Annotated in this window: 20 protein-coding genes; 10 read left to right on the forward strand and 10 right to left on the reverse strand. The window is 64.0% G+C overall.

The window, feature by feature from the left end; genetic code table 11:
• The first annotated feature begins 120 nt into the window (after window positions 1–120).
• Window positions 121–591: a GyrI-like domain-containing protein gene (locus JET14_RS14095; protein WP_200334340.1), complete on the forward strand. Its 471-nt coding sequence runs from the start codon at window positions 121–123 to the stop codon at window positions 589–591.
• Here the strand turns inward: JET14_RS14095 and JET14_RS14100 are convergent.
• Window positions 528–1472, reverse strand: a complete 945-nt coding sequence (locus tag JET14_RS14100) for a LysR substrate-binding domain-containing protein (protein WP_200338105.1) — start codon at window positions 1470–1472, stop codon at window positions 528–530. The two genes, JET14_RS14095 and JET14_RS14100, sit on opposite strands and share 64 nt — an antisense overlap.
• Window positions 1473–1574: 102 nt before the next feature.
• Here JET14_RS14100 and JET14_RS14105 point away from each other — a divergent pair, with 102 nt between their 5' ends.
• Entirely contained in the window at window positions 1575–2624 is a 1050-nt protein-coding gene (locus JET14_RS14105; RefSeq protein WP_200334342.1) for a YeiH family protein, read from the forward strand.
• On the opposite strand, the gene JET14_RS14110 is transcribed toward JET14_RS14105, so the two are convergent.
• The gene (locus JET14_RS14110; protein WP_200334344.1) at window positions 2625–3266 is read right to left on the reverse strand and encodes a DNA-3-methyladenine glycosylase I; all 642 of its coding nucleotides are present in this window, start codon (window positions 3264–3266) and stop codon (window positions 2625–2627) included.
• A 172-nt stretch (window positions 3267–3438) separates the two neighbouring features.
• Between JET14_RS14110 and JET14_RS14115 the strand changes: the two genes are divergently transcribed.
• A complete protein-coding gene (locus JET14_RS14115) occupies window positions 3439–4104 on the forward strand; it encodes an outer membrane protein (protein ID WP_200334346.1) in 666 nt (221 codons plus the stop codon).
• A gap of 12 nt (window positions 4105–4116) precedes the next feature.
• Here the strand turns inward: JET14_RS14115 and JET14_RS14120 are convergent, their stop codons facing one another.
• Window positions 4117–5349 carry a bactofilin family protein gene (locus tag JET14_RS14120; protein ID WP_200334347.1) on the reverse strand — a complete coding sequence of 411 codons (1233 nt, stop codon included), beginning with the start codon at window positions 5347–5349 and terminating at the stop codon, window positions 4117–4119.
• Window positions 5350–5444: 95 nt separating this feature from the next.
• Window positions 5445–6335 carry a hydrogen peroxide-inducible genes activator gene (locus tag JET14_RS14125; RefSeq protein ID WP_200334348.1) on the reverse strand — a complete coding sequence of 297 codons (891 nt, stop codon included), beginning with the start codon at window positions 6333–6335 and terminating at the stop codon, window positions 5445–5447.
• Window positions 6336–6428: 93 nt separating this feature from the next.
• Here JET14_RS14125 and JET14_RS14130 point away from each other — a divergent pair, with 93 nt between their 5' ends.
• Window positions 6429–7925: a catalase gene (locus tag JET14_RS14130; RefSeq protein WP_200334349.1), complete on the forward strand. Its 1497-nt coding sequence runs from the start codon at window positions 6429–6431 to the stop codon at window positions 7923–7925.
• Between the two features lie 75 nt (window positions 7926–8000).
• Here JET14_RS14130 and JET14_RS14135 read toward each other — a convergent pair whose 3' ends face one another.
• Window positions 8001–8951 carry a LysR substrate-binding domain-containing protein gene (locus JET14_RS14135; RefSeq protein WP_200334350.1) on the reverse strand — a complete coding sequence of 317 codons (951 nt, stop codon included), beginning with the start codon at window positions 8949–8951 and terminating at the stop codon, window positions 8001–8003.
• A gap of 74 nt (window positions 8952–9025) precedes the next feature.
• Here JET14_RS14135 and JET14_RS14140 point away from each other — a divergent pair, with 74 nt between their 5' ends.
• The gene (locus JET14_RS14140) at window positions 9026–9232 is read left to right on the forward strand and encodes a hypothetical protein (RefSeq protein ID WP_200334351.1); all 207 of its coding nucleotides are present in this window, start codon (window positions 9026–9028) and stop codon (window positions 9230–9232) included.
• On the forward strand, window positions 9219–9494 hold the full coding sequence (locus JET14_RS14145; protein ID WP_200334352.1) for a DUF1127 domain-containing protein: 276 nt from the start codon (window positions 9219–9221) through the stop codon (window positions 9492–9494). The genes JET14_RS14140 and JET14_RS14145 overlap by 14 nt, the downstream gene beginning before the upstream one ends.
• 229 nt (window positions 9495–9723) lie before the next feature.
• Here JET14_RS14145 and JET14_RS14150 read toward each other — a convergent pair whose 3' ends face one another.
• The 4 genes from JET14_RS14150 to JET14_RS14165 all read right to left on the reverse strand — a co-directional run bounded on the left by JET14_RS14150 (window position 9724) and on the right by JET14_RS14165 (window position 13065).
• Window positions 9724–10083, reverse strand: a complete 360-nt coding sequence (locus JET14_RS14150) for a VOC family protein (RefSeq protein ID WP_432443038.1) — start codon at window positions 10081–10083, stop codon at window positions 9724–9726.
• A 79-nt stretch (window positions 10084–10162) separates the two neighbouring features.
• Window positions 10163–11536 (reverse strand): glutamate--cysteine ligase, encoded by a 1374-nt coding sequence (locus JET14_RS14155; RefSeq protein ID WP_200334355.1) that lies wholly within the window; start codon window positions 11534–11536, stop codon window positions 10163–10165.
• A 139-nt stretch (window positions 11537–11675) separates the two neighbouring features.
• Window positions 11676–12413, reverse strand: a complete 738-nt coding sequence (locus JET14_RS14160; RefSeq protein ID WP_200334357.1) for a 16S rRNA (uracil(1498)-N(3))-methyltransferase — start codon at window positions 12411–12413, stop codon at window positions 11676–11678.
• Between the two features lie 181 nt (window positions 12414–12594).
• Window positions 12595–13065, reverse strand: a complete 471-nt coding sequence (locus JET14_RS14165; RefSeq protein ID WP_200334359.1) for an NUDIX hydrolase — start codon at window positions 13063–13065, stop codon at window positions 12595–12597.
• Window positions 13066–13326: 261 nt separating this feature from the next.
• Between JET14_RS14165 and JET14_RS14170 the strand changes: the two genes are divergently transcribed.
• Window positions 13327–13491, forward strand: a complete 165-nt coding sequence (locus JET14_RS14170; RefSeq protein WP_024708223.1) for a DUF1328 family protein — start codon at window positions 13327–13329, stop codon at window positions 13489–13491.
• Between the two features lie 8 nt (window positions 13492–13499).
• Here JET14_RS14170 and JET14_RS14175 read toward each other — a convergent pair whose 3' ends face one another.
• Window positions 13500–14393 carry a LysR family transcriptional regulator gene (locus JET14_RS14175; RefSeq protein ID WP_200334361.1) on the reverse strand — a complete coding sequence of 298 codons (894 nt, stop codon included), beginning with the start codon at window positions 14391–14393 and terminating at the stop codon, window positions 13500–13502.
• A gap of 126 nt (window positions 14394–14519) precedes the next feature.
• On the opposite strand from JET14_RS14175, the gene JET14_RS14180 reads away from it, so the two are divergent.
• The 3 genes from JET14_RS14180 to JET14_RS14190 are packed head-to-tail and all read left to right on the forward strand — an operon-like array spanning window position 14520 to window position 17546.
• Window positions 14520–15956 (forward strand): FAD-binding oxidoreductase, encoded by a 1437-nt coding sequence (locus JET14_RS14180; RefSeq protein WP_200334363.1) that lies wholly within the window; start codon window positions 14520–14522, stop codon window positions 15954–15956.
• 1 nt (window position 15957) lies between these two features.
• On the forward strand, window positions 15958–17172 hold the full coding sequence (gene glcE / locus JET14_RS14185) for a glycolate oxidase subunit GlcE (RefSeq protein ID WP_432443087.1): 1215 nt from the start codon (window positions 15958–15960) through the stop codon (window positions 17170–17172).
• Window positions 17169–17546, forward strand: coding sequence for a DUF4870 family protein (locus JET14_RS14190; RefSeq protein ID WP_024708219.1), 378 nt, complete (start codon window positions 17169–17171; stop codon window positions 17544–17546). Before glcE ends, JET14_RS14190 begins: the two co-directional genes overlap by 4 nt.

The following is a 17546-nucleotide window of genomic DNA, read 5'->3' on the forward strand; positions in this document are numbered from 1 at the left end:
ACCTATCCGGAACACAGCTTCATTTTCCGGGCCCTGATTAACGGATCGCCGTGGGTCCGGCAAGCGCCAAGGCCATGCACGACACGCGCCACGGACCGGCGGTGGCCAAACGGAGGACCGATGGAGATTGAAACCGTATCGATGCCCGAGCTCGTCTGCATCGGCCTCAGCGTGCGCGGCGCGTGGCATGAATTGCCGCAAAAGGTTCCCGCAGCCTGGCAGCGGCTGTTCGCCGCAACAGGGGATGCCGAGCACTTTCTCGAAGTCTCGCGCAAGCAGCCGGACAGCGCCTATATCGAGTTTCTCGGCTTCCTGGCATCGCGCAAGACGGAGATACCGCCCGGTCTCGAACGCCATGTGGTTGCCGCCGGGCGCTATCTCCGCCTCCTTCATGCGGGGCCGCTTGCGGAAATCGCCGATGGCTTTGCCCGTCTGCACGCCCATGCCGCGGCGACCGGGGTAAGGCTCGGCGACCTCAAGCTCGATTTCGGCTACCGGCGCGGCCTGCCCGACACGCCGCATGAGCTCTATGTGGCCGTCGAGCAGGCGCCGCCGGCTCTGAGCGGACCCGCGCCCGGTTCGGCCGGCTGAGATGCGAGGCTGAAGGCCACCAGTTCGCTCGCCGCCTTGCTCAGATGCCGCTCCCTGTGGCTCAAAAGCTGGAAGGCGCGCGACGGCAGGTCGAAATTCACGCGCTTCAGTTCGCCCGAGGCCAGCCAGGGCGCCGCGACCGCGCCGGAGATCGCCGTCGCCGCATGGCCGGAGCGCACGGCGGACAGCACGGCCTCGTTTGAGGGCAGCACCATCACCACGTTGAGGTCTGCGGGCGCAATGCCGAAACCGGCCATGGCGTGCTCGAACTCAAAGCGCGTTCCGGAGCCCTCCTCGCGCAGCACGAAGGCCGCCTGCCGGGCGAGTTCGCCCGGCGTCACCGGCCGGCCATCGGCCAGCGGATGGCCGGGCGCGACCACCACCATCAGCGCGTCGTCGGTCAGGTGGCGCTTGGCCAGCAGCGGATTGTCGAGCGTGCCCTCGATATAGCCAAGCTCCGCCTCGCCGCCGGCAACGGCCTCGGCCACCGCCATGGTGTTGCCGATCGACAGCCTGAGTTCGATGCCCGGATAACGCGCGTGAAAGCGCATCAGCACCTGCGGCAGCCAGTAGCTGGCAATCGTCTGGCTGGCGAAGACCGACAGCGCCCCGCGCTCCAGCCCGCCAAGCTCGCCCAGCACGCGTTCGGCCGAGCGCACCCGCGCAAGGGTCGCCCGCGCCTCATCCAGAAATACCCTCCCCTCCGCCGTCAGCACGATGCCGCGCCCGACCCGGTCGAAGAGGGTGACGGAATAGAAGTCTTCCAGCTTGCGGATGGCGCTGGAAACGGCAGACGGCGTCAGATGCAGCGCTTCGGCCGCCCGCGTCAGGTGCTCGCGCTCGGCCACCGCCACGAACACAACCAGTTGCTCAAGGGTCATCATGGGATGAACATTCTCTTTTGCCGAACAAAACGTCAATTATTATTCGATGGAAGCCTATATTTGAGCATGACATGCTTTGCGCATCACAGGATTCCCCCCATGCGCATTGCCGTCGAAACCGAAAATATCCACCCCTGGACCGGACGCTTCATCTCGCTCGCGCCCGGCATTCTGCTCTCCTGCCTCGTCGCCCTGGCGGCCTTCGGGCTGGAAGCCGTCGAAGTTCACATAACCGAGCATCGTTTCGTCGAAAACCTTGTGCTCGCCATCCTCATCGGCACGGCCATCCGTTCGCTCGTCCACCTGCCGGCGGCGTTCAACCCCGGGATCCGGTTCTGCGAGAAATTCGTGCTGGAAGTGGCGATCGTGCTGCTCGGCGCCTCGATCAGCGTTCAGGCGCTGAAGGCGGCGGGCCCGGCTCTGGTGCTCGGCATTGTCTTCACCGTGATCGCCGCGATCGCCATTTCCTATGGCATCGGCCGCGGTCTCGGGCTGAAGCACAAGCTTGCGACGCTGGTTGCCTGCGGCAATTCCATCTGCGGCAATTCGGCGATCGCGGCGGCCGCCCCGGTCATCGACGCGGAGCCGGAGGATATCGCCTCGGCCATCGCGTTTACCGCCGTGCTCGGCGTCATCATGGTGCTGGCGCTGCCGCTTGCGCTGGTCGGCCTGGGCTTGACCGCGCCGCAATATGGCGTGCTCTCCGGCCTCACCGTCTATGCCGTGCCGCAGGTGCTCGCCGCCGCCCAGCCGGGCGGGGTGATCGCGGTGCAGACCGGCACGCTGGTCAAGCTCATCCGGGTGATGATGCTCGGCCCCGTGCTCCTCGCGCTCGGCATGACCGCGCGCGCCGCCGCCTCAGGCGCGGGCGCGAAGGTCAAGCTGAAGCATATCGCCCCGTGGTTCATCATCGGCTTCGCGCTGATGATGGCGCTGCGGTCTGCCGGCGCCATTCCGGAAGGGGTCGTTCCGCCGCTTGCCCACGCCTCCAACGCACTCACCGTGCTGGCCATGGCGGCGTTGGGCCTCTCCGTCGACATCCGCGCGCTCGGCCGCGCCGGCGGACGGGTGATCGCAACCGCCGTGCTTTCGATAGGCGTACTGACGGCAATCGCGCTCGGCCTGATCTTCGTGCTGCAGATCGGCTGATCAGGACGCCACGGGCCGCTTCAGCGCGGCCCTCAGCCGTTCCACCTCATCGCGGCAGCAGCAGCCTTCGATATGGTCGTTGACGAGCCCCATGGCCTGCATGAAGGCATAGACCGTTGTCGGGCCAACGAATTTCCAGCCGCGCTTTCTCAGATCCTTCGAAATCTTCACGGAGACGGGGGTGGTCGGATTCGCCCTGAGCGTTTCGAGATCGACCACCCTCGGCCGGTCCTCCGGTCCCGGTTCATGCGCCCAGAAATACGCGGCCAGCGAACCGAACTCGGCCTCCATATCGATGGCGCGGGCGGCGTTGTTGATCGTCGCCTCGATCTTGCCGCGATGGCGGATGATGCCTGCATCGGCAAGCAGACGTTGGACGTCCTTCTCGCCGTACCGCGCAACCTTGTGAAAATCGAAGCCGTCGAAACCGGCGCGGAAATTCTCGCGCTTCCTCAGGATAGTGAGCCAGGACAGCCCCGACTGGAAGCCCTCCAGGCAGATCTTCTCGAACAGCCGGACATCATCGGTGACCGGTCGGCCCCATTCCTCATCATGATATCTGAGATAGTCCGGCAGGTTGCCATGCCAGAAACAGCGGTCCCTGCCGTCGTCACCCGTTATCAACCCCGCCGTTTCGCTCACATGTGCCTCCTGATTCTTGTGGAACAAAAAGGAAACATGATTTCGGCGGGACGGCAAGGGCCGCGCCCTCGGCCCAACATGAAACGCAGCCGTCGCGGGCGTGACCGTTCACGAAGCCTTAACCAATTTATATTTTGTTATGGTTAACAACACGTCGCTTCTGGGACCCTCCATGCTTCGCCTCACCGCCCCAGCGGGAATGCTCCTGCTTGCCGCGTCATTTGCCGCTTCCGCCGATCGCGCGTCTGCCGAAACAGCGTTCTCCGTCTATGGCGGCTATCAGACCGCGCCGCATTCACCGATCGAGATCAATGGCGCTGATGCTTTCACCGCAGGCTGGGAGGGCCGTTCGTTCAACTGGCCGGCCTATTGGGGCGCGCGCGCAACCTACTGGCTCGACCGTTACAAGCAACCGAACCTCGGCATTGCGCTCGATTTCAGCCATGCCAAGGTCTATGCCGATGACGCCACGTTTGCCAAATCGGGCTGGAGCCATTTCGAATTTACCGACGGGCTCAACCTGCTGACGCTGAATGCGCTCTACCGCTTTCCGACAAAGGACAGCAAGTGGACGCCCTATGTCGGCCTCGGGGCCGGCATCAACGTGCCCCATGTCGAGGTCACCCGGCCATCCGGCCGCACCTATGGCTACCAGTTCGGCGGCCCGACCGTGCAGGCCCAGGCGGGCGTATCCTACAGTTTCGCAAAAAACTGGGACGCCTTCGTCGAATACAAGGCCAACTATTCCTGGGTCGACGTCGAGATCGACAGCGGCGACCGGATGAAGACCGGTATCCTCACCAATGCGGTCAATCTCGGCGTCAGCTTCCGGTTCTGAAACCAACTTTCCTTATGCCCGCGGCGGCTCGTCCGGCGGATCGGTCGGATCTGCTGTCGCGGCTGCGGGCGGGTGCGGCGGCGGGGTTTCGACCACATCGGCCTTCCGGCGCGCGCGCCGCGCCATCATGCCGTGGCCGCAAAGCGCCGCCATCGCGCCGAAGCCGAGCAGCACGACGATGATGTTCGCAATCCAGCCGAAGAACGGCAGGTAGTGCAGCAGCGACATCAGCACCAGCCCGCCGGCGATCGCCAGCAGGCGGTTGACGAGGCTGGTCTTGAGCGGCCTGATGCTGGTAACCAGCCACCAGGACAGAGCGTAGACCGCGAGCAGATAGGCGAGCGTCCAGAGGGCCGCCGTCGCCAGAATCACGAACGGGATCAGCGGAATGGCAATGAGCGTCATCAGCGCCAGCGGCACCGCTCCGAAGAGCGTCGACAGCGCAACGAAACCATAGCCGAGCGAGGCGAAGGGCCGGGTGATCAGCCGCGCCCGCGCCGCTTCCGTGCGCTGCGGGGCCAGCAGCAGGAACACAGTCGCCAGCGCCAGCATGAAGACAAGCATGGATATGAAGCTTGCGACCACGGTCGTGTCGGAGACGACCTCCGGCTCGGGCGCTTCTTCCGAGGCCGGTTTGGGCGTCAGCTTGCGGAAGGTCACCTTGTCGGCGGCAATCACCGTATCAGGAATGGCCACTTCGTCGGGCGCGTAATAGGTCAGCGCGCCGCCGATCGCGGCGTCCGGGCCGAAGGCGATCTCGTCGCCCATGATCCTGACATCGCCGGAAACCGCCGCGTTCAGCGTCAGGTCGCCGCTGCCGACGAGCAGACTGCCAGCGATCGGCGCGTTGATTTCGACCGAGCCGGCCGCCAACCGGGCATTGCCGCTGACGGCCGCGCGGGGTCCGATCTCGATATCCGCGCCGGCGGCCGAAAGATCGCCGGCGACCGTGCCGTCGATCTTGACGGAAAAGCCCGCTGCATAAAGGTCGCCGTTCACACTCGCGTTGGAACGAACCCTGGCGCCCGCCAGAAGCGCATCACGCCCGACGGAACCGTCAAGCCGCGCCGTCGCGCCGGCCACAAAGGCATTGCGCGGGCTGTCCTGGTTGAGCACGGTCGTCGTGCCGCTGGCATAGGTATCGCCGCCGAAGACCATGATCTTGTCATCATCCGCCATGGCCGCTGCGCTGCCAAGCGTCAGAACCGTCAATGCCGTCGCCAGTATGCGTGCTATTCCGCTCATGACCAAAGCCCCTCTTGCCCGTCAGTCGGTTCATCGAATGCGTCGCTACCGGTACTATCCCGCGTGTGAGGGCTTTCGTAAAGGACCAATGCGGCTCAAACCGCCCGGCATTTCAGCACCGCCGCCGCCAGCGCTTCCATGGTCTCGCGCCGTCTGTCAGATCGGCGCCAGCAAAGCCCGATCCGCCGCGCCGGCTGAGGTTCCGCAAAGGGCAGGATGGTCAGCGACGTTCGCGCGGTCTCCGCCGCCACGGCCATTTCGGGTATCAGCGTCATGCCCATGTCGTTCGCGACCATCTGCAACAGCGTGGTCATCGACGTCGCGCCGACATTGACGACATTGCGCTTCGGCTTGTGTTCGCAAAGTGCCAAGGCCTGGTCGCGCAGGCAATGGCCTTCCTCCAGAAGCAGCAGGCGATCCGCCTCGAGATCGGCCTGGGTCAGGGGCGAGGCGAGCACCGTTTGGTGATTGCGGGCGACCGCCATGAAGAACCGGTCGGCGAAAAGGTCCATCGTCTCAATGCCGTCGCGCTCGATCGGCAGCGCCGCCACCACGGCATCCAGCGTCCCCTCCTCCAGATAATCGAGAAGCTGGTCGGTGACGGCCTCCTTCAGGGCGACCTCCGCCTCGGGGTAATGACGCTTCAGATAGGGCACGAGTTTCGGGATCAGGTACGGAGCGACGGTGGGAATGAGGCCGATCGCCACCGGCCCCGCCAGCGGCCCCGCGGCCGGCCGGGCGGCGTGTTCCAGCGCGGCCATGGCGGCAAGCACGGTCCCCGCATGGGCCAGAACCCGCTCGCCCTCGCGGGTCAACAAGACCTGCCGGCGCGCGCGCTCGAACAAGGCGACGCCAAGCTCTGCCTCCATCTCCATAATCTGGGCGGAAAGCGCCGGCTGGCTGATATGCACCGCCTCCGCCGCCCGGCCGAAATGGCGCTCGCGCGCCAGTGCCTCGAAATAGCGCAATTGCTTGAATGTAATCATGATAGGAAAATCCTATCGTAAACTCCGGAAATCACAATTGGAAATTATAGAAACTTCGTGAGACCATCGCCATCACGAATAATGGAGGAAACCATGGCAGATAAACCGACCCTCACGACAACCGCTGGCGCCGCCGTGCCCGACAACCAGAATTCCATCACCGCCGGACCGCGCGGCGGGGTGATGATCCAGGATTACCAGCTGATCGAAAAGCTCGCCCACCAGAACCGCGAGCGCATTCCCGAGCGCGTGGTCCACGCCAAGGGCTGGGGCGCGTTCGGCACGCTGAAGATCACCGGCGATATCTCGAAATACACCAAGGCGAAGTGTCTGCAGCCGGGCGCGGAAACGCCGATGCTCGCCCGCTTCTCCACCGTTGCCGGCGAACTGGGGGCGGCGGACGCCGAGCGCGACGTGCGCGGCTTCGCGCTGAAATTCTACACCGAGGACGGCAACTGGGATCTTGTCGGCAACAACACGCCGGTGTTCTTCGTGCGCGACCCCTACAAGTTCCCGGACTTCATCCACACGCAGAAGCGCCATCCGCGCACCAATCTCAGATCGCCCAAGGCGATGTGGGATTTCTGGTCGCTGTCGCCGGAAAGCCTGCACCAGGTCACGATCCTGATGTCCGATCGCGGCATTCCGGTCGACCCGACCTTCATGAACGGCTACGGCTCGCACACCTATTCGCTGTGGAACGATGCCGGCGAGCGCTTCTGGGTCAAGTTCCACTTCAAGACCGAGCAGGGCCACAGGCACTACACCAATGATGAGGCCGAAACACTGATCGGCAAGAGCCGCGAGACCTACCAGGAAGCCCTCTTCGACAAGGTCGAGACCGGCAATTATCCGCGCTGGAAAGTGCAGGTGCAGATCATGCCGGAGGCAGACGCCGACAAGACCTCATATAATCCGTTCGACCTCACCAAGGTCTGGCCGCACGGCGACTATCCGCCGATCGACATCGGCGTGATGGAGCTGAACCGCAACGCCGACAATTACTTCGCCGAAATCGAGCAGGCGGCGTTCTCGCCCTCCAATATCGTGCCCGGCATCTCGCATTCGCCGGACAAGATGCTGCAGGCGCGCATCTTCTCCTATGCCGATGCCCACCGCTATCGCCTCGGCACCCACTACGAGGCGCTGCCGGTCAACGCGCCGAAATGTCCGGTCCATCACTACCACAAGGATGGCCAGATGAACTTCTTCGGCCAGAAGACCGGGGCGACGGATGCCTATTACGAGCCGAACAGCATGGGCGGCGCGGTCGAGGACAGGTCGGCGATGGAGCCGCCGCTTGCCATAGAAGGCGACATGGGCCGCTTCAACCATCGCGAGGGCAATGACGACTTTTCCCAGCCCCGGGCGCTGTTCGAACTCTTCGATGATGGCCAGAAGGCGCGGCTCTTCGACAATATCGCCGCCGCCATGGGCGGGGTGCCGGGCGAGATCATCGAGCGGCAGCTGGCGCTCTTCAAGCAGGTCCACCCGGATTACGAGGCCGGCGTGCGCGCCGCGCTGAAGGAAGCCCACGGCTACGAGGCCAACGCGATCTCGACGCCGGGAACGCCGAACGCCGCGGAGTAGCCGCATCCCCGGAGGGAATGATCAGCAGGCCGGCGCGAAACGTGCCGGCCTTATTTTCCGCGTTCAGACCGCGCCCTACCAGCTTGCCGCGACATGGGCGGGCTTCATCCGCGGTGAACGCGACAGCACCTTGCCGTCCATCTCGAAGCCCGACGCGACCTCGACAGCGCTGATATTGTCGAGCGAGGCGATGATATGGTTGGAAAGCGCGGTCGTCAGCGAAGCGGAAGCGCCCGGACGCTTCATCAGGCCGATCTGCACCGGCGGCAGCGGCGGAAAGCCGTCGGCCTGGGAAAGCACCCGCATGCCGTTGCGCAGCGCCGATTCCGGCAGGATAGAGATCGCCATGCCGGCGAGCACGGCAGAGGCCACGACGGTTGCCGACCAGCTGGTGAACAGCACGCGATAGTCCCGGTCCACGCCCTCGAGCGCGGCGATGGCGAGTTGCCGCCAGCGGCAGTCACGCCGCCCGACGGCAAGCGGAACGGGCCGGTCGACCGGCAAGGCGTGATTGGCGGACGCGACCCAGCACAGGGGCTCGGTGCGCACCACTTCGGAATCGCGCGTGCGCGGGTTGTGGGTAACCAGCGCCATGTCGAGCTCTCCCTGCTTCAGCCGCTCCACGAGATCGTTGGAATCCTCGCAGACGATATAGAGCTCGACATTGGGATGGGACTTGGCAAACCGGTTGATGATGTCCGGCATGTAGCGGTCGGCATAGTCGTCGGGCGTGCCGATCCGGATCGAGCCTTCGAGGCGATTATCATCGAAGGCGGCGATCGCCTCATTGTTGAGGCGGATGATCCGCCGGGCATAATTCAGAAGCTTGTCGCCCTCATCCGTCAGCCGCACCCCGCGACCGTCCTTGGTGAAAAGCTGCTTGCCGATCCTGTCTTCAAGACGACGCATCTGCATGGAGACAGCAGACTGGGTCTTGAAGACCTGCTCGGCAGCGCGCGTAAACGAGCCGTTGTCGACAATGGCGACGAAGGTCTGAAGCTGATCGATATCCAGAGGCGCAACCATGAAATCACCCATCAAGTCTATTGATGTTTGATATTAAAAACATTCGTTGGACTGATCAATAAGAAATCGCCATCTTGTCAAGCAACGAAACGGACATTCCGTTTGCCGGCAAAAACGCCACGCGCATGTTTCGGGTGGCGGCAGGGCAAAATTTTCGGTTTGTTCGTCAAAGGCCGGCAGCGACCGCGCGCAAGGGCGCGCTGAGAGGGTGGCTGCAGGATCTGTTCAAAGGGCCGCGTCCGGGCGGCCCGACCGAAGGAGGCGACGATGTCGTTGATTGAAAGAGCGTCTGACAGCCGGGCACTGGCGCACCGGCCCCACTCCCTGTTTGCAGGCCTTGCCGCGCTTCGCGCCGCGCTGGCGCGTTTCACGAAGAACCGTTCGGCCATCCGCTATATGGCTGACATGGACGATGCGCTGTTGAAAGACATCGGTCTCACCCGCACCGATGTCGAACAGGCCTATATAAGCTCGATCCGGGAAGACCCGATGGTGGACCTGAAGCGGGCCGCCTGCAACCGTTCGCAGCGCATGGTGATCTGACGAACCCTGTCGCCGGGCTGAAAGGGCATGACGCCTTGTTTGGCGCCGGCGGCGGGATTTGTGCACCGGGGTTCCGAAATCCTGGCTTTCCTCAAGTTTTGGCGTTGGTTTGACGGCCGTTGTCCCAACCGCGGCCCGAAGAAAAGCGTCATTTTCCCCGCAGGGTGGTTCAGCCTTCACTCTGCATTTTGCCCGGAAACTTTGGTTTCCGGGCTTTTTTGTGCCGGCCTCATCCGCCCTCGTCCGGCTGCCAGAGCTCGAGCGGATTGCCTTCGGGATCGTGGATGCGGGCAAAGCGGCCGACGCCCGGCATGTCCCACTCCGGATTGGTGATCACCGCGATGCCGGCCGCCCGCAGGCTGGCGCAGAGGCCCTCGAGGTCATCCACCCGCAGGTTGAGCATAAAGCCGCGGTCTTCAGGAAAATAGTTGGTATCAGCCGGAAAGGGCGCGAACACCGAAGGACCGGCCATCGTCTCCCAGATCCCGTAGGGCGCCGACCCGACGCCGAGATGTTTCACATACCAGGCGCGAAGCGCCTCCGGCTCGCGCGCACGAAAGAAGAAACCGCCAATACCTGTGACAGCCATCACCAAGCCTCCGCGTGAAGCGAAGACTATAGACCCGGAACGTCGAAAAATCTTCCGGCAATTTTTCGGGTTTCCGGCCTCAATACTGGAACTCGGCGAACAGCGGGTCGACCGATCCGTTCCAGCGGCCGTGATAAAGCGCCAGAAGGTCCTCGGCAAAGGTCGCCTTCTTGGCGATGATCTCGTCGAGCGTCATCAGGAAGACCGCTTCGCTCTGGCCGCTGGCATTCAGATTGTTGCGCGCCTTGAGACCCGCGCGGGCGATCTCGATCACCTCGCGGCCGACGTCAAGCAGCGAACGCCCCCCGATCTCGGCCTTCAGCGCAAGACGCGGAACTTCGTCTCGCAGGCGGTGAATGTCGGCGATCGACCAGTCGGCGGTCAGCTGTTCGGCGGCATCCATCGCGCCGGCGTCGTAAAGCAGGCCGACCCAGAACGAGGGCAGCGCGCAGATGCGCCGCCAGGTGCCGCCATCGGCGCCGCGCATTTCCAGGAAACGCTTCAGCCGCACATCGGGAAACAGCGTCGACAGGTGATTGGTCCAGTCGCCCATGGTCGGCTGCCATTCCTCGACCTCGCCCTTGAGCGCGCCGGCCATGAACTGGCGGAAGGTGATGTCGGTGCAGTCGCGATACCGCCCGTCGCGAATGATGAAATACATCGGCACGTCGAGCGCCCATTCGACATAGCGCTCGAAACCGAAGCCGGGTTCGAAGGCGCAGTCGAGCAGGCCGGCGCGGTTGTTGTCGGTATCGCGCCAGATATCGCCGCGCCAGGACAGAAGCCCGTTCGGTCTGCCCTCGGTGAAGGGCGAAGAGGCGAAAAGCGCGGTCGCGAGCGGCTGCAGCTTCTGCGACAGCGCCATTTTCCGGCGCATGTCGGCCTCGGAGGAGAAGTCGATATTCACCTGGATGGTGCAGGTCCTGTACATCATGTCGAGGCCCTGCGTGCCGACCTTCGGCATGTAGTTGCTCATGATGCCGTAGCGCGATTTCGGCATGCGCGGCGTTTCCGCGAGCGTCCATTTCGGGCTGCCGCCGACGCCGAGGAAGCCGATGCCCATCGGCTCGGCCACCGAGCGCAGCACCGCAAGGTGACGGTTCGATTCCCGGCAGGTCTCGTGCAGCGTCCGAAGCGGCGCGCCGGAGAGCTCGAACTGGCCGCCCGGCTCCAGCGAGATCGCGCCCATGCCGGACGGGTCGGCAAGGCCAATGATATTCTCGCCGTCCATGATCGCGTCCCAGCCAAGCTTGTCCTTCATGCCGTGAAGAACGGCGGCGATCGAACGCTCCCCCTCGTAGGGCACGGGGGCATTGTCCGCCTTGAAGAAAGGAAACTTCTCATGCTCTGTGCCGATGCGGAAATCCGCCTCGGGTTTGCAGCCGGCCTCCAGATAGGCGGCAAGTTCCGCCGTGTCGGTGATCGGCGTGGCGTCGGAAATGTCACGGGCCATGGAAGTTCCTCGATATCGTCTGCCGGCCAGGGCCGGGTTTTCCATCGCTATTGGCCCGGTTTGTCCGGGCGATCAAGTCAATTTCCTTGAATAAGGGATAAATGCACGGGGACGTGACAGGCTCCGCGCGCGCTTGGCTTTATTTCCAGTCGCCGATCGTCGCCTGGATGATCGCGAGAGCGGCGACGGCGGCCGTATCGGCCCTGAGGATGCGCGGGCCAAGCGGGATCGGCGTGACGAACGGGCTGGCCCGCAACATTGCCCGCTCCTCGTCCGAAAACCCGCCCTCGGGCCCGATCAGCAGCGCAAGCTTTTTCTCCTCGATCCGGCGAAGCGCGCTCAAGGGATTTTGATGCGCGTCCGCCTCGTCGCAGAAAATCAGCCGCCGGTCGGGCTCGAAGCCCTCCAGAAGGTCGGCGAGCTTCACCGGTTCCAGAAGTTCGGGAACGGCGAGAACGCCGCATTGTTCGGCGGCCTCGATGATGTTGGCCGCGAGCCGGTCGCTCTTGCCGGGCTTGCCCTGAACGTGCTGGGTCATCACCGGCTGGATGCGGCCCGCGCCCATCTCGACGGCCTTTTGCACCATATAGTCCATCCGCCCGACCTTCAGCGGCGCGAACAGATAGGTCAGGTCCGGCAGGGGCGGCTGCGGCCGGGTCTGTTCCACGGGCTGAAGCATGATCTTCTTGCGGGTCGGATAGGATATCCGCGCCAGCCATTCGCCATCGCGCCCGTTGAACAGCAGAAGCTCGGCGCCCTCTTCGGCGCGGATCACATGGGCCAGGTAATGGAACTGGTTCCTGTCGGCCTCGAAGGCCTCTCCGGCGGCAAGGCCGGCGTCGACATAGAGGCGCTGCAGGCGATAATTGGCGCGCATGATGGCTCCCGCGATTCGAATGCTCTCGCTGCGAAGCCTAGAGCGTCGGGCGAAAAAGTGGAATCCGGTTTTTCGATAACCCGACGCGGCAAAGGAAACAAACGAGATCATCGGGCGCTGCTTACCAAGCGCTCGATGATCTATCGGATTTCAGCGCCAATCAGAATGGCAGGCCGCCGCCTCAGCTCTCGATCAGGTTGATGAGCTCGATCAGCAGCGTCTTCAGCTCGCTTTCATGCACGAGTTCGGCCGCTTCCTCCGGCGACGTCCACTTGCGCGTGCGCTCGTCGGCCTCGGGATATTTCGACTTGGTCTTGCGCACGCGCAAGGGGTAGAGATCGACGACGCAGGGCACGGACGTGCCGTTGTCGAGCCGTTTCAGATAGGAATAATTTCCAAGCGGCTTTTCGCCGACCTTGCCCTTGATGCCGGCCTCCTCGAAGGCCTCCTGGGCGGCGACCTCGTGCGGGGCCTTGTTGGCCATCGGCCAGCCCTTGGGCGTGACCCAGCGGCCCGTGTCGCGACTGGTGATCAACAGCACCTCGATCGCGGTCTTTTTCTTGCGTCGCGTCAGCCGGTAGCAAAGCGCGGCATATTGCTGGCGGGTTTCGATCGCGTCCGCTCTTTCGGCCAGCGTCTTTTCTGATGGCATGTCCCGCGTGTTTCCTTCCGGCAGGGCGTCGGCAAAAGATGCAGACTCAAGCACAGTCCCCGCGAAATTGATAAAACCCGTTTCTATCATGGCTTGTCACCATGGAAAGGGCACTCCCGTGAAGCTTTTGTGAAATTACCGGCGCTTTTTGGCCGATCCATGCGCGGAAGAACAGGCCGCGACCGGCATCGCGGGAACTTTCGGCTTACATCGCCGTTTTTGTTTCAACCCAAGACGAGAAAAGCGCCGAAAGGACATACAATGCTTGAGTGGATCCTGATATTGCTGATCATCGCGGCGGTCGCCAGCCTTCTCGGCTTTCGCGGCGTGGCGGGTCTTTCGGCCGGCATTGCCCGCGTGCTGATCTTCATCGTCCTCGTGGTGATCCTGATTTCCCTGATCACCGGCATACTGATCGTCGCGTAAGCGCGCGCCTACGCCCCCCAATAGCTCGCGGGGGCGTAGAGCCTGGCCAGGAAATCGATAAACAGCCGCACTTTCTCCGGCAGGAAATTGCGGCTCGGATAGACCGCGAACAGCCCGACATCGCCCGGGCTCTCGTATTGCCGCAGCACCTGCACCAGCCTGCCGCTCGCAAGCTCCGGCCCGATATCCCAGGTCGAGCGCAGCGCGACCCCCATGCCGGCCAGAACCGCCTCGCGCACCACTTCGCTGGAATTGGTGACGAGCCGGCCTTCCGGACGAAGCGCGACCGGGCCATCAGGCCCTGACAGCCTCCAGTGCTCGCCATTATGGGCCGGCAGGCAGATGTGGCGGTCGAGGTCGGCGAGGTTTTCCGGCATCCCCATTTTCTCGATATAGGACGGCGCGGCGCACAGGATGCGCCTCACCGGCGCAAGCTTGCGCGCCACGAGCGAGCTGTCGCTCAGTTCGCCGATACGGATGGCGACATCAAAGCCTTCGGCGACGATATCGACAAAGGCGTCGTTCAGAAGCAGTTCGATCTCAAGCGACTCATGGGCGTTCATGAAGGTGGCAAGATGCGGAGCGATATGCATGCGCCCGAAGGATGTGGGCGCGGAGACCCTAAGCCGCCCCCTGACGGCGGCCGTGCGCCCCTCGACAAAGGCCTGCGCTTCCTCCGCTCCCGCCAGAACCGGCAGGATGCGTTCATAATAACCCCGCCCGGTTTCCGTCAGCATCACCCGCCGCGTGGTTCGCTGCAGAAGCCGCGCGCCGAGCGCCTCCTCCAGCCGCTTTATGCTTTTTGAGACGACGGCCGGCGAAAGCCTCAGCTCATGCGCCGCCTCCGTCATGCTGCCGGTCGTCGCCACGCGGGCAAAGATCTCGATATCGGTCAGGTTCATAGTGCCCGCCATTTTTGCCATTTCGGAACAAGTGTTAGCATTTGTCTTGCCAGAAGGCCAATGATAGAACGCGGGAGGAGACAGAGACGCCCTGGTTGCGTTTCGCGAAGATGCGGAGGTGAACCCTTGTCCGGCGCAATAGCGTTCAGCACGCCGAAGGCCGATATCCTGGCCCGGCGCGGCGCGATTATTTCCGATCTTCAGGCCATGCTGCCGAAGGACGCGCTGATTCACGAAGGGCGCGAACTGGTGCCCTTCGAGACCGACGGCTTCATTGCCTATACCCGCCTGCCGCTCGCCGTCTGCCTGCCGGAAACGACTGAGCAGGTGGCAAAGGTGCTCGCCTATTGCCACGAGAACGGCATTCCCGTTGTCCCGCGCGGCGCCGGCACCTCGCTGTCCGGCGGCGCCATCGGCCAGGAGGATGCGATCATCCTCGGGCTTTCGCGCATGAACCGCATTCTCGACATCGACCTGCCGAACCGCGCCGCGACCGTCCAGGCGGGCGTCACCAACATCGCCATCTCCGAAGCGGTGAGGCCCGAAGGCTTCTTCTACGCGCCGGATCCGAGCTCGCAGCTCGCCTGCACCATCGGCGGCAATATCGGCATGAATTCCGGCGGCGCGCACTGCCTGAAATACGGCGTGACGACGAACAACCTGCTCGGCGTGAAGATGGTGCTGGTCGACGGCACCGTGATCGACCTCGGCGGCAAGGCGCTTGATTCGGCGGGCTACGACCTGATGGCGCTCGTCTGCGGCTCGGAAGGCCAGCTCGGCATCATCACCGAGGCGACCGTCCGGCTACTGGCAAGTCCGGAAGGGGCGCGGCCCGTTCTCTTCGGCTTCCCGACCTCGGAACAGGCCGGCGCCTGCGTCACCGATATCATCGCCTCCGGCATCATTCCCGTCGCCATAGAATTCATGGACAAGCCGGCGATTGAAATCTGCGAGGCCTTCGCCAAGGCCGGCTATCCGCTCGACGCCGGCGCGCTCCTGATCATCGAGGTCGAGGGCTCGGAAGACGAGATGGAGGCGATGCTTGCCGAAATCGTCGCGATCGCCGAGCGCCACGGCGTGATGGCGATCCGCCGCAGCCAGTCGGCGACGGAAGCCGCGCTGATCTGGAAGGGCCGAAAGTCCGCCTTCGGCGCCACCGGCCGCATTGCCGACTATATCTGCATGGACGGCACCGTGCCGCTCAGCCAGCTTTCCTACGTGCTGCAGAAAACGAGCGAGATCACCGACCGCTACGGCCTGCGCGTCGCCAATGTGTTCCATGCCGGCGACGGCAACATGCATCCGCTGATCCTCTACAATATCAACGACCCGGAAGACGCCGCGCGCGCCGAGGAAGCGGGCGCGGAAATCCTGAAACTCTGCGTCGATGCCGGCGGCTGCCTGACCGGCGAACACGGCGTCGGCATCGAGAAACGCGACCTGATGCGCCATCAGTATTCCGACGTCGACCTTCGCCAGCAGATGGCGGTGCGCGCCGCCTTCGATCCGGACTGGGTGCTGAACCCCTCCAAGGTTTTTCCTCTGGAGGGACGGGATGACTGAGATGCTGACGCCTGAAACCGAGACGGAAGCCGCCGGCATCATCGCCCGCCATTTCGAGACGGGCGTGCCGCTTGCCCTTTGCGGCGGCAATACCCGGTCCGGCTTCGGCAATCCGCAGAGGGCCGAAACCACGCTTTCGTCTTCCGCGCTTTCCGGCATCGTCTCCTACGAGCCGTCGGAAATGGTGATGACGGCGCGGGCCGGCACCCCGCTTGCCGAAATCGAGGCGGCGCTCAGGACAAACGGCCAGTTCCTCGCCTTCGAGCCGATGGACCATCGCGGCATCATGAATACCGAGGGCACGCCGACGATCGGCGGCGTGTTCGCCGCCAATGTCTCCGGTCCCCGCCGCTTCGCGCTGGCGGGTGCTGCCCGCGACCATCTGCTGGGCGCGCGTTTCATCAATGGCAAGGGCGAGGCGATCAAGGCCGGCGGCCGGGTGATGAAGAATGTGACCGGGCTTGACCTCGCCCGGCTGATGGCGGGCTCGCACGGCACGCTCGGCTTCCTGACGGAAGTGACCTTCAAGGTGCTGCCGGCGCCGAAGGCGGCGACCACCATCGTCGTCTCCGACCTGACCGATGACGACGCCATCGCGCTGATGGCAGCCGCCATGGCGCTGCCGCTCGAGGTTTCGGGCGCCGCCCACCTGCCCTACAGCGTCCGCCCCGCCTTCCTGTCCGGCGCGCTCGAAGGCGACAGTGTCACCTGCCTCCGGCTGGAAGGCCTGCCGGAATCGGTCGCCGTCCGCGCCGAAAAGCTGAAGGACTATGCCGGCGCGATCGGTCCCGTCGCCGAACTGGAGGCGACGAAAACCGCCACGCTCTGGCGCGAGATTCGCGACGCCGCGCCCTATGCGGAAAAATCGCTGCGCCCGCTCTGGCGCGTCAGCATAGCGCCCTCGGAAGCCGCGAAGCTTGTTGCCGACATCCGCCTTGAGGCGGCCGTCGATGCGCTTTACGACTGGCAGGGCGGACTGATCTGGATGCGCATGGACGGCGCGCCGGAACCGGGCCGGCTGAGGTCCCTGATCAAGGCCCATGGCGGCGGCCACGCCACGCTGATGCGCGCGGACCCGACAGCACGGGCGCTGATCCCCGCCTTCGAGCCGCAGCCGCCGGCCATTGCCGCCCTTTCGGCGCGGATCAAGCAGAAACTCGACCCCAAGGGGATATTCAGCCCCGGAAAGATGGCGAAAGAGGAGATGGCAGCATGAGTGACCCGCAGACGACACCGCCCAAACGGTTTGGCGATGGCTGGATGGATCCGACCAGGAACAACGTCATCCTCATCTATATCCTTTATCTCGTCAGTTGCGTGATCTTCATTGCCGGCGTCATCGGCCTGATCTCGGCCTATATGAACCGCGACAAGGCCGAGGACTGGCTGAAGACGCATTACACCTGGGCGATCCGCACTTTCTGGATCGCGCTGCTCTTCTCGGCCATTTCCTTCGTGCTGACCTTCGTGATCATCGGCGTGTTCGGCTTCCTGGCCACCGCCGTCTGGGTCATCGTCCGCGTGATCATCGGCCTGCAGAAGGTCAACCGTTCGGAGCCGATCGAGCGCCCGCAAAGCTGGCTGGTTTAG

Source organism: Martelella lutilitoris (assembly GCF_016598595.1).
Lineage (GTDB): Bacteria > Pseudomonadota > Alphaproteobacteria > Rhizobiales > Rhizobiaceae > Martelella > Martelella lutilitoris_A.

Excerpts from the sequence above, each read along its gene's own strand:
- JET14_RS14095 (WP_200334340.1), top strand. The coding sequence starts at position 121 with ATGGAGATTGAAACCGTATCGATGCCCGAGCTCGTCTGCATCGGCCTC.
- JET14_RS14100 (WP_200338105.1), bottom strand. The coding sequence starts at position 1,472 with ATGACCCTTGAGCAACTGGTTGTGTTCGTGGCGGTGGCCGAGCGCGAG.
- JET14_RS14105 (WP_200334342.1), top strand. The coding sequence starts at position 1,575 with ATGCGCATTGCCGTCGAAACCGAAAATATCCACCCCTGGACCGGACGC.
- JET14_RS14115 (WP_200334346.1), top strand. The coding sequence starts at position 3,439 with ATGCTTCGCCTCACCGCCCCAGCGGGAATGCTCCTGCTTGCCGCGTCA.
- JET14_RS14120 (WP_200334347.1), bottom strand. The coding sequence starts at position 5,349 with ATGAGCGGAATAGCACGCATACTGGCGACGGCATTGACGGTTCTGACG.
- JET14_RS14125 (WP_200334348.1), bottom strand. The coding sequence starts at position 6,335 with ATGATTACATTCAAGCAATTGCGCTATTTCGAGGCACTGGCGCGCGAG.
- JET14_RS14130 (WP_200334349.1), top strand. The coding sequence starts at position 6,429 with ATGGCAGATAAACCGACCCTCACGACAACCGCTGGCGCCGCCGTGCCC.
- JET14_RS14135 (WP_200334350.1), bottom strand. The coding sequence starts at position 8,951 with ATGGTTGCGCCTCTGGATATCGATCAGCTTCAGACCTTCGTCGCCATT.
- JET14_RS14145 (WP_200334352.1), top strand. The coding sequence starts at position 9,219 with ATGTCGTTGATTGAAAGAGCGTCTGACAGCCGGGCACTGGCGCACCGG.
- JET14_RS14150 (WP_432443038.1), bottom strand. The coding sequence starts at position 10,083 with ATGGCTGTCACAGGTATTGGCGGTTTCTTCTTTCGTGCGCGCGAGCCG.
- JET14_RS14155 (WP_200334355.1), bottom strand. The coding sequence starts at position 11,536 with ATGGCCCGTGACATTTCCGACGCCACGCCGATCACCGACACGGCGGAA.
- JET14_RS14160 (WP_200334357.1), bottom strand. The coding sequence starts at position 12,413 with ATGCGCGCCAATTATCGCCTGCAGCGCCTCTATGTCGACGCCGGCCTT.
- JET14_RS14165 (WP_200334359.1), bottom strand. The coding sequence starts at position 13,065 with ATGCCATCAGAAAAGACGCTGGCCGAAAGAGCGGACGCGATCGAAACC.
- JET14_RS14170 (WP_024708223.1), top strand. The coding sequence starts at position 13,327 with ATGCTTGAGTGGATCCTGATATTGCTGATCATCGCGGCGGTCGCCAGC.
- JET14_RS14175 (WP_200334361.1), bottom strand. The coding sequence starts at position 14,393 with ATGAACCTGACCGATATCGAGATCTTTGCCCGCGTGGCGACGACCGGC.
- glcE (WP_432443087.1), top strand. The coding sequence starts at position 15,958 with ATGCTGACGCCTGAAACCGAGACGGAAGCCGCCGGCATCATCGCCCGC.
- JET14_RS14190 (WP_024708219.1), top strand. The coding sequence starts at position 17,169 with ATGAGTGACCCGCAGACGACACCGCCCAAACGGTTTGGCGATGGCTGG.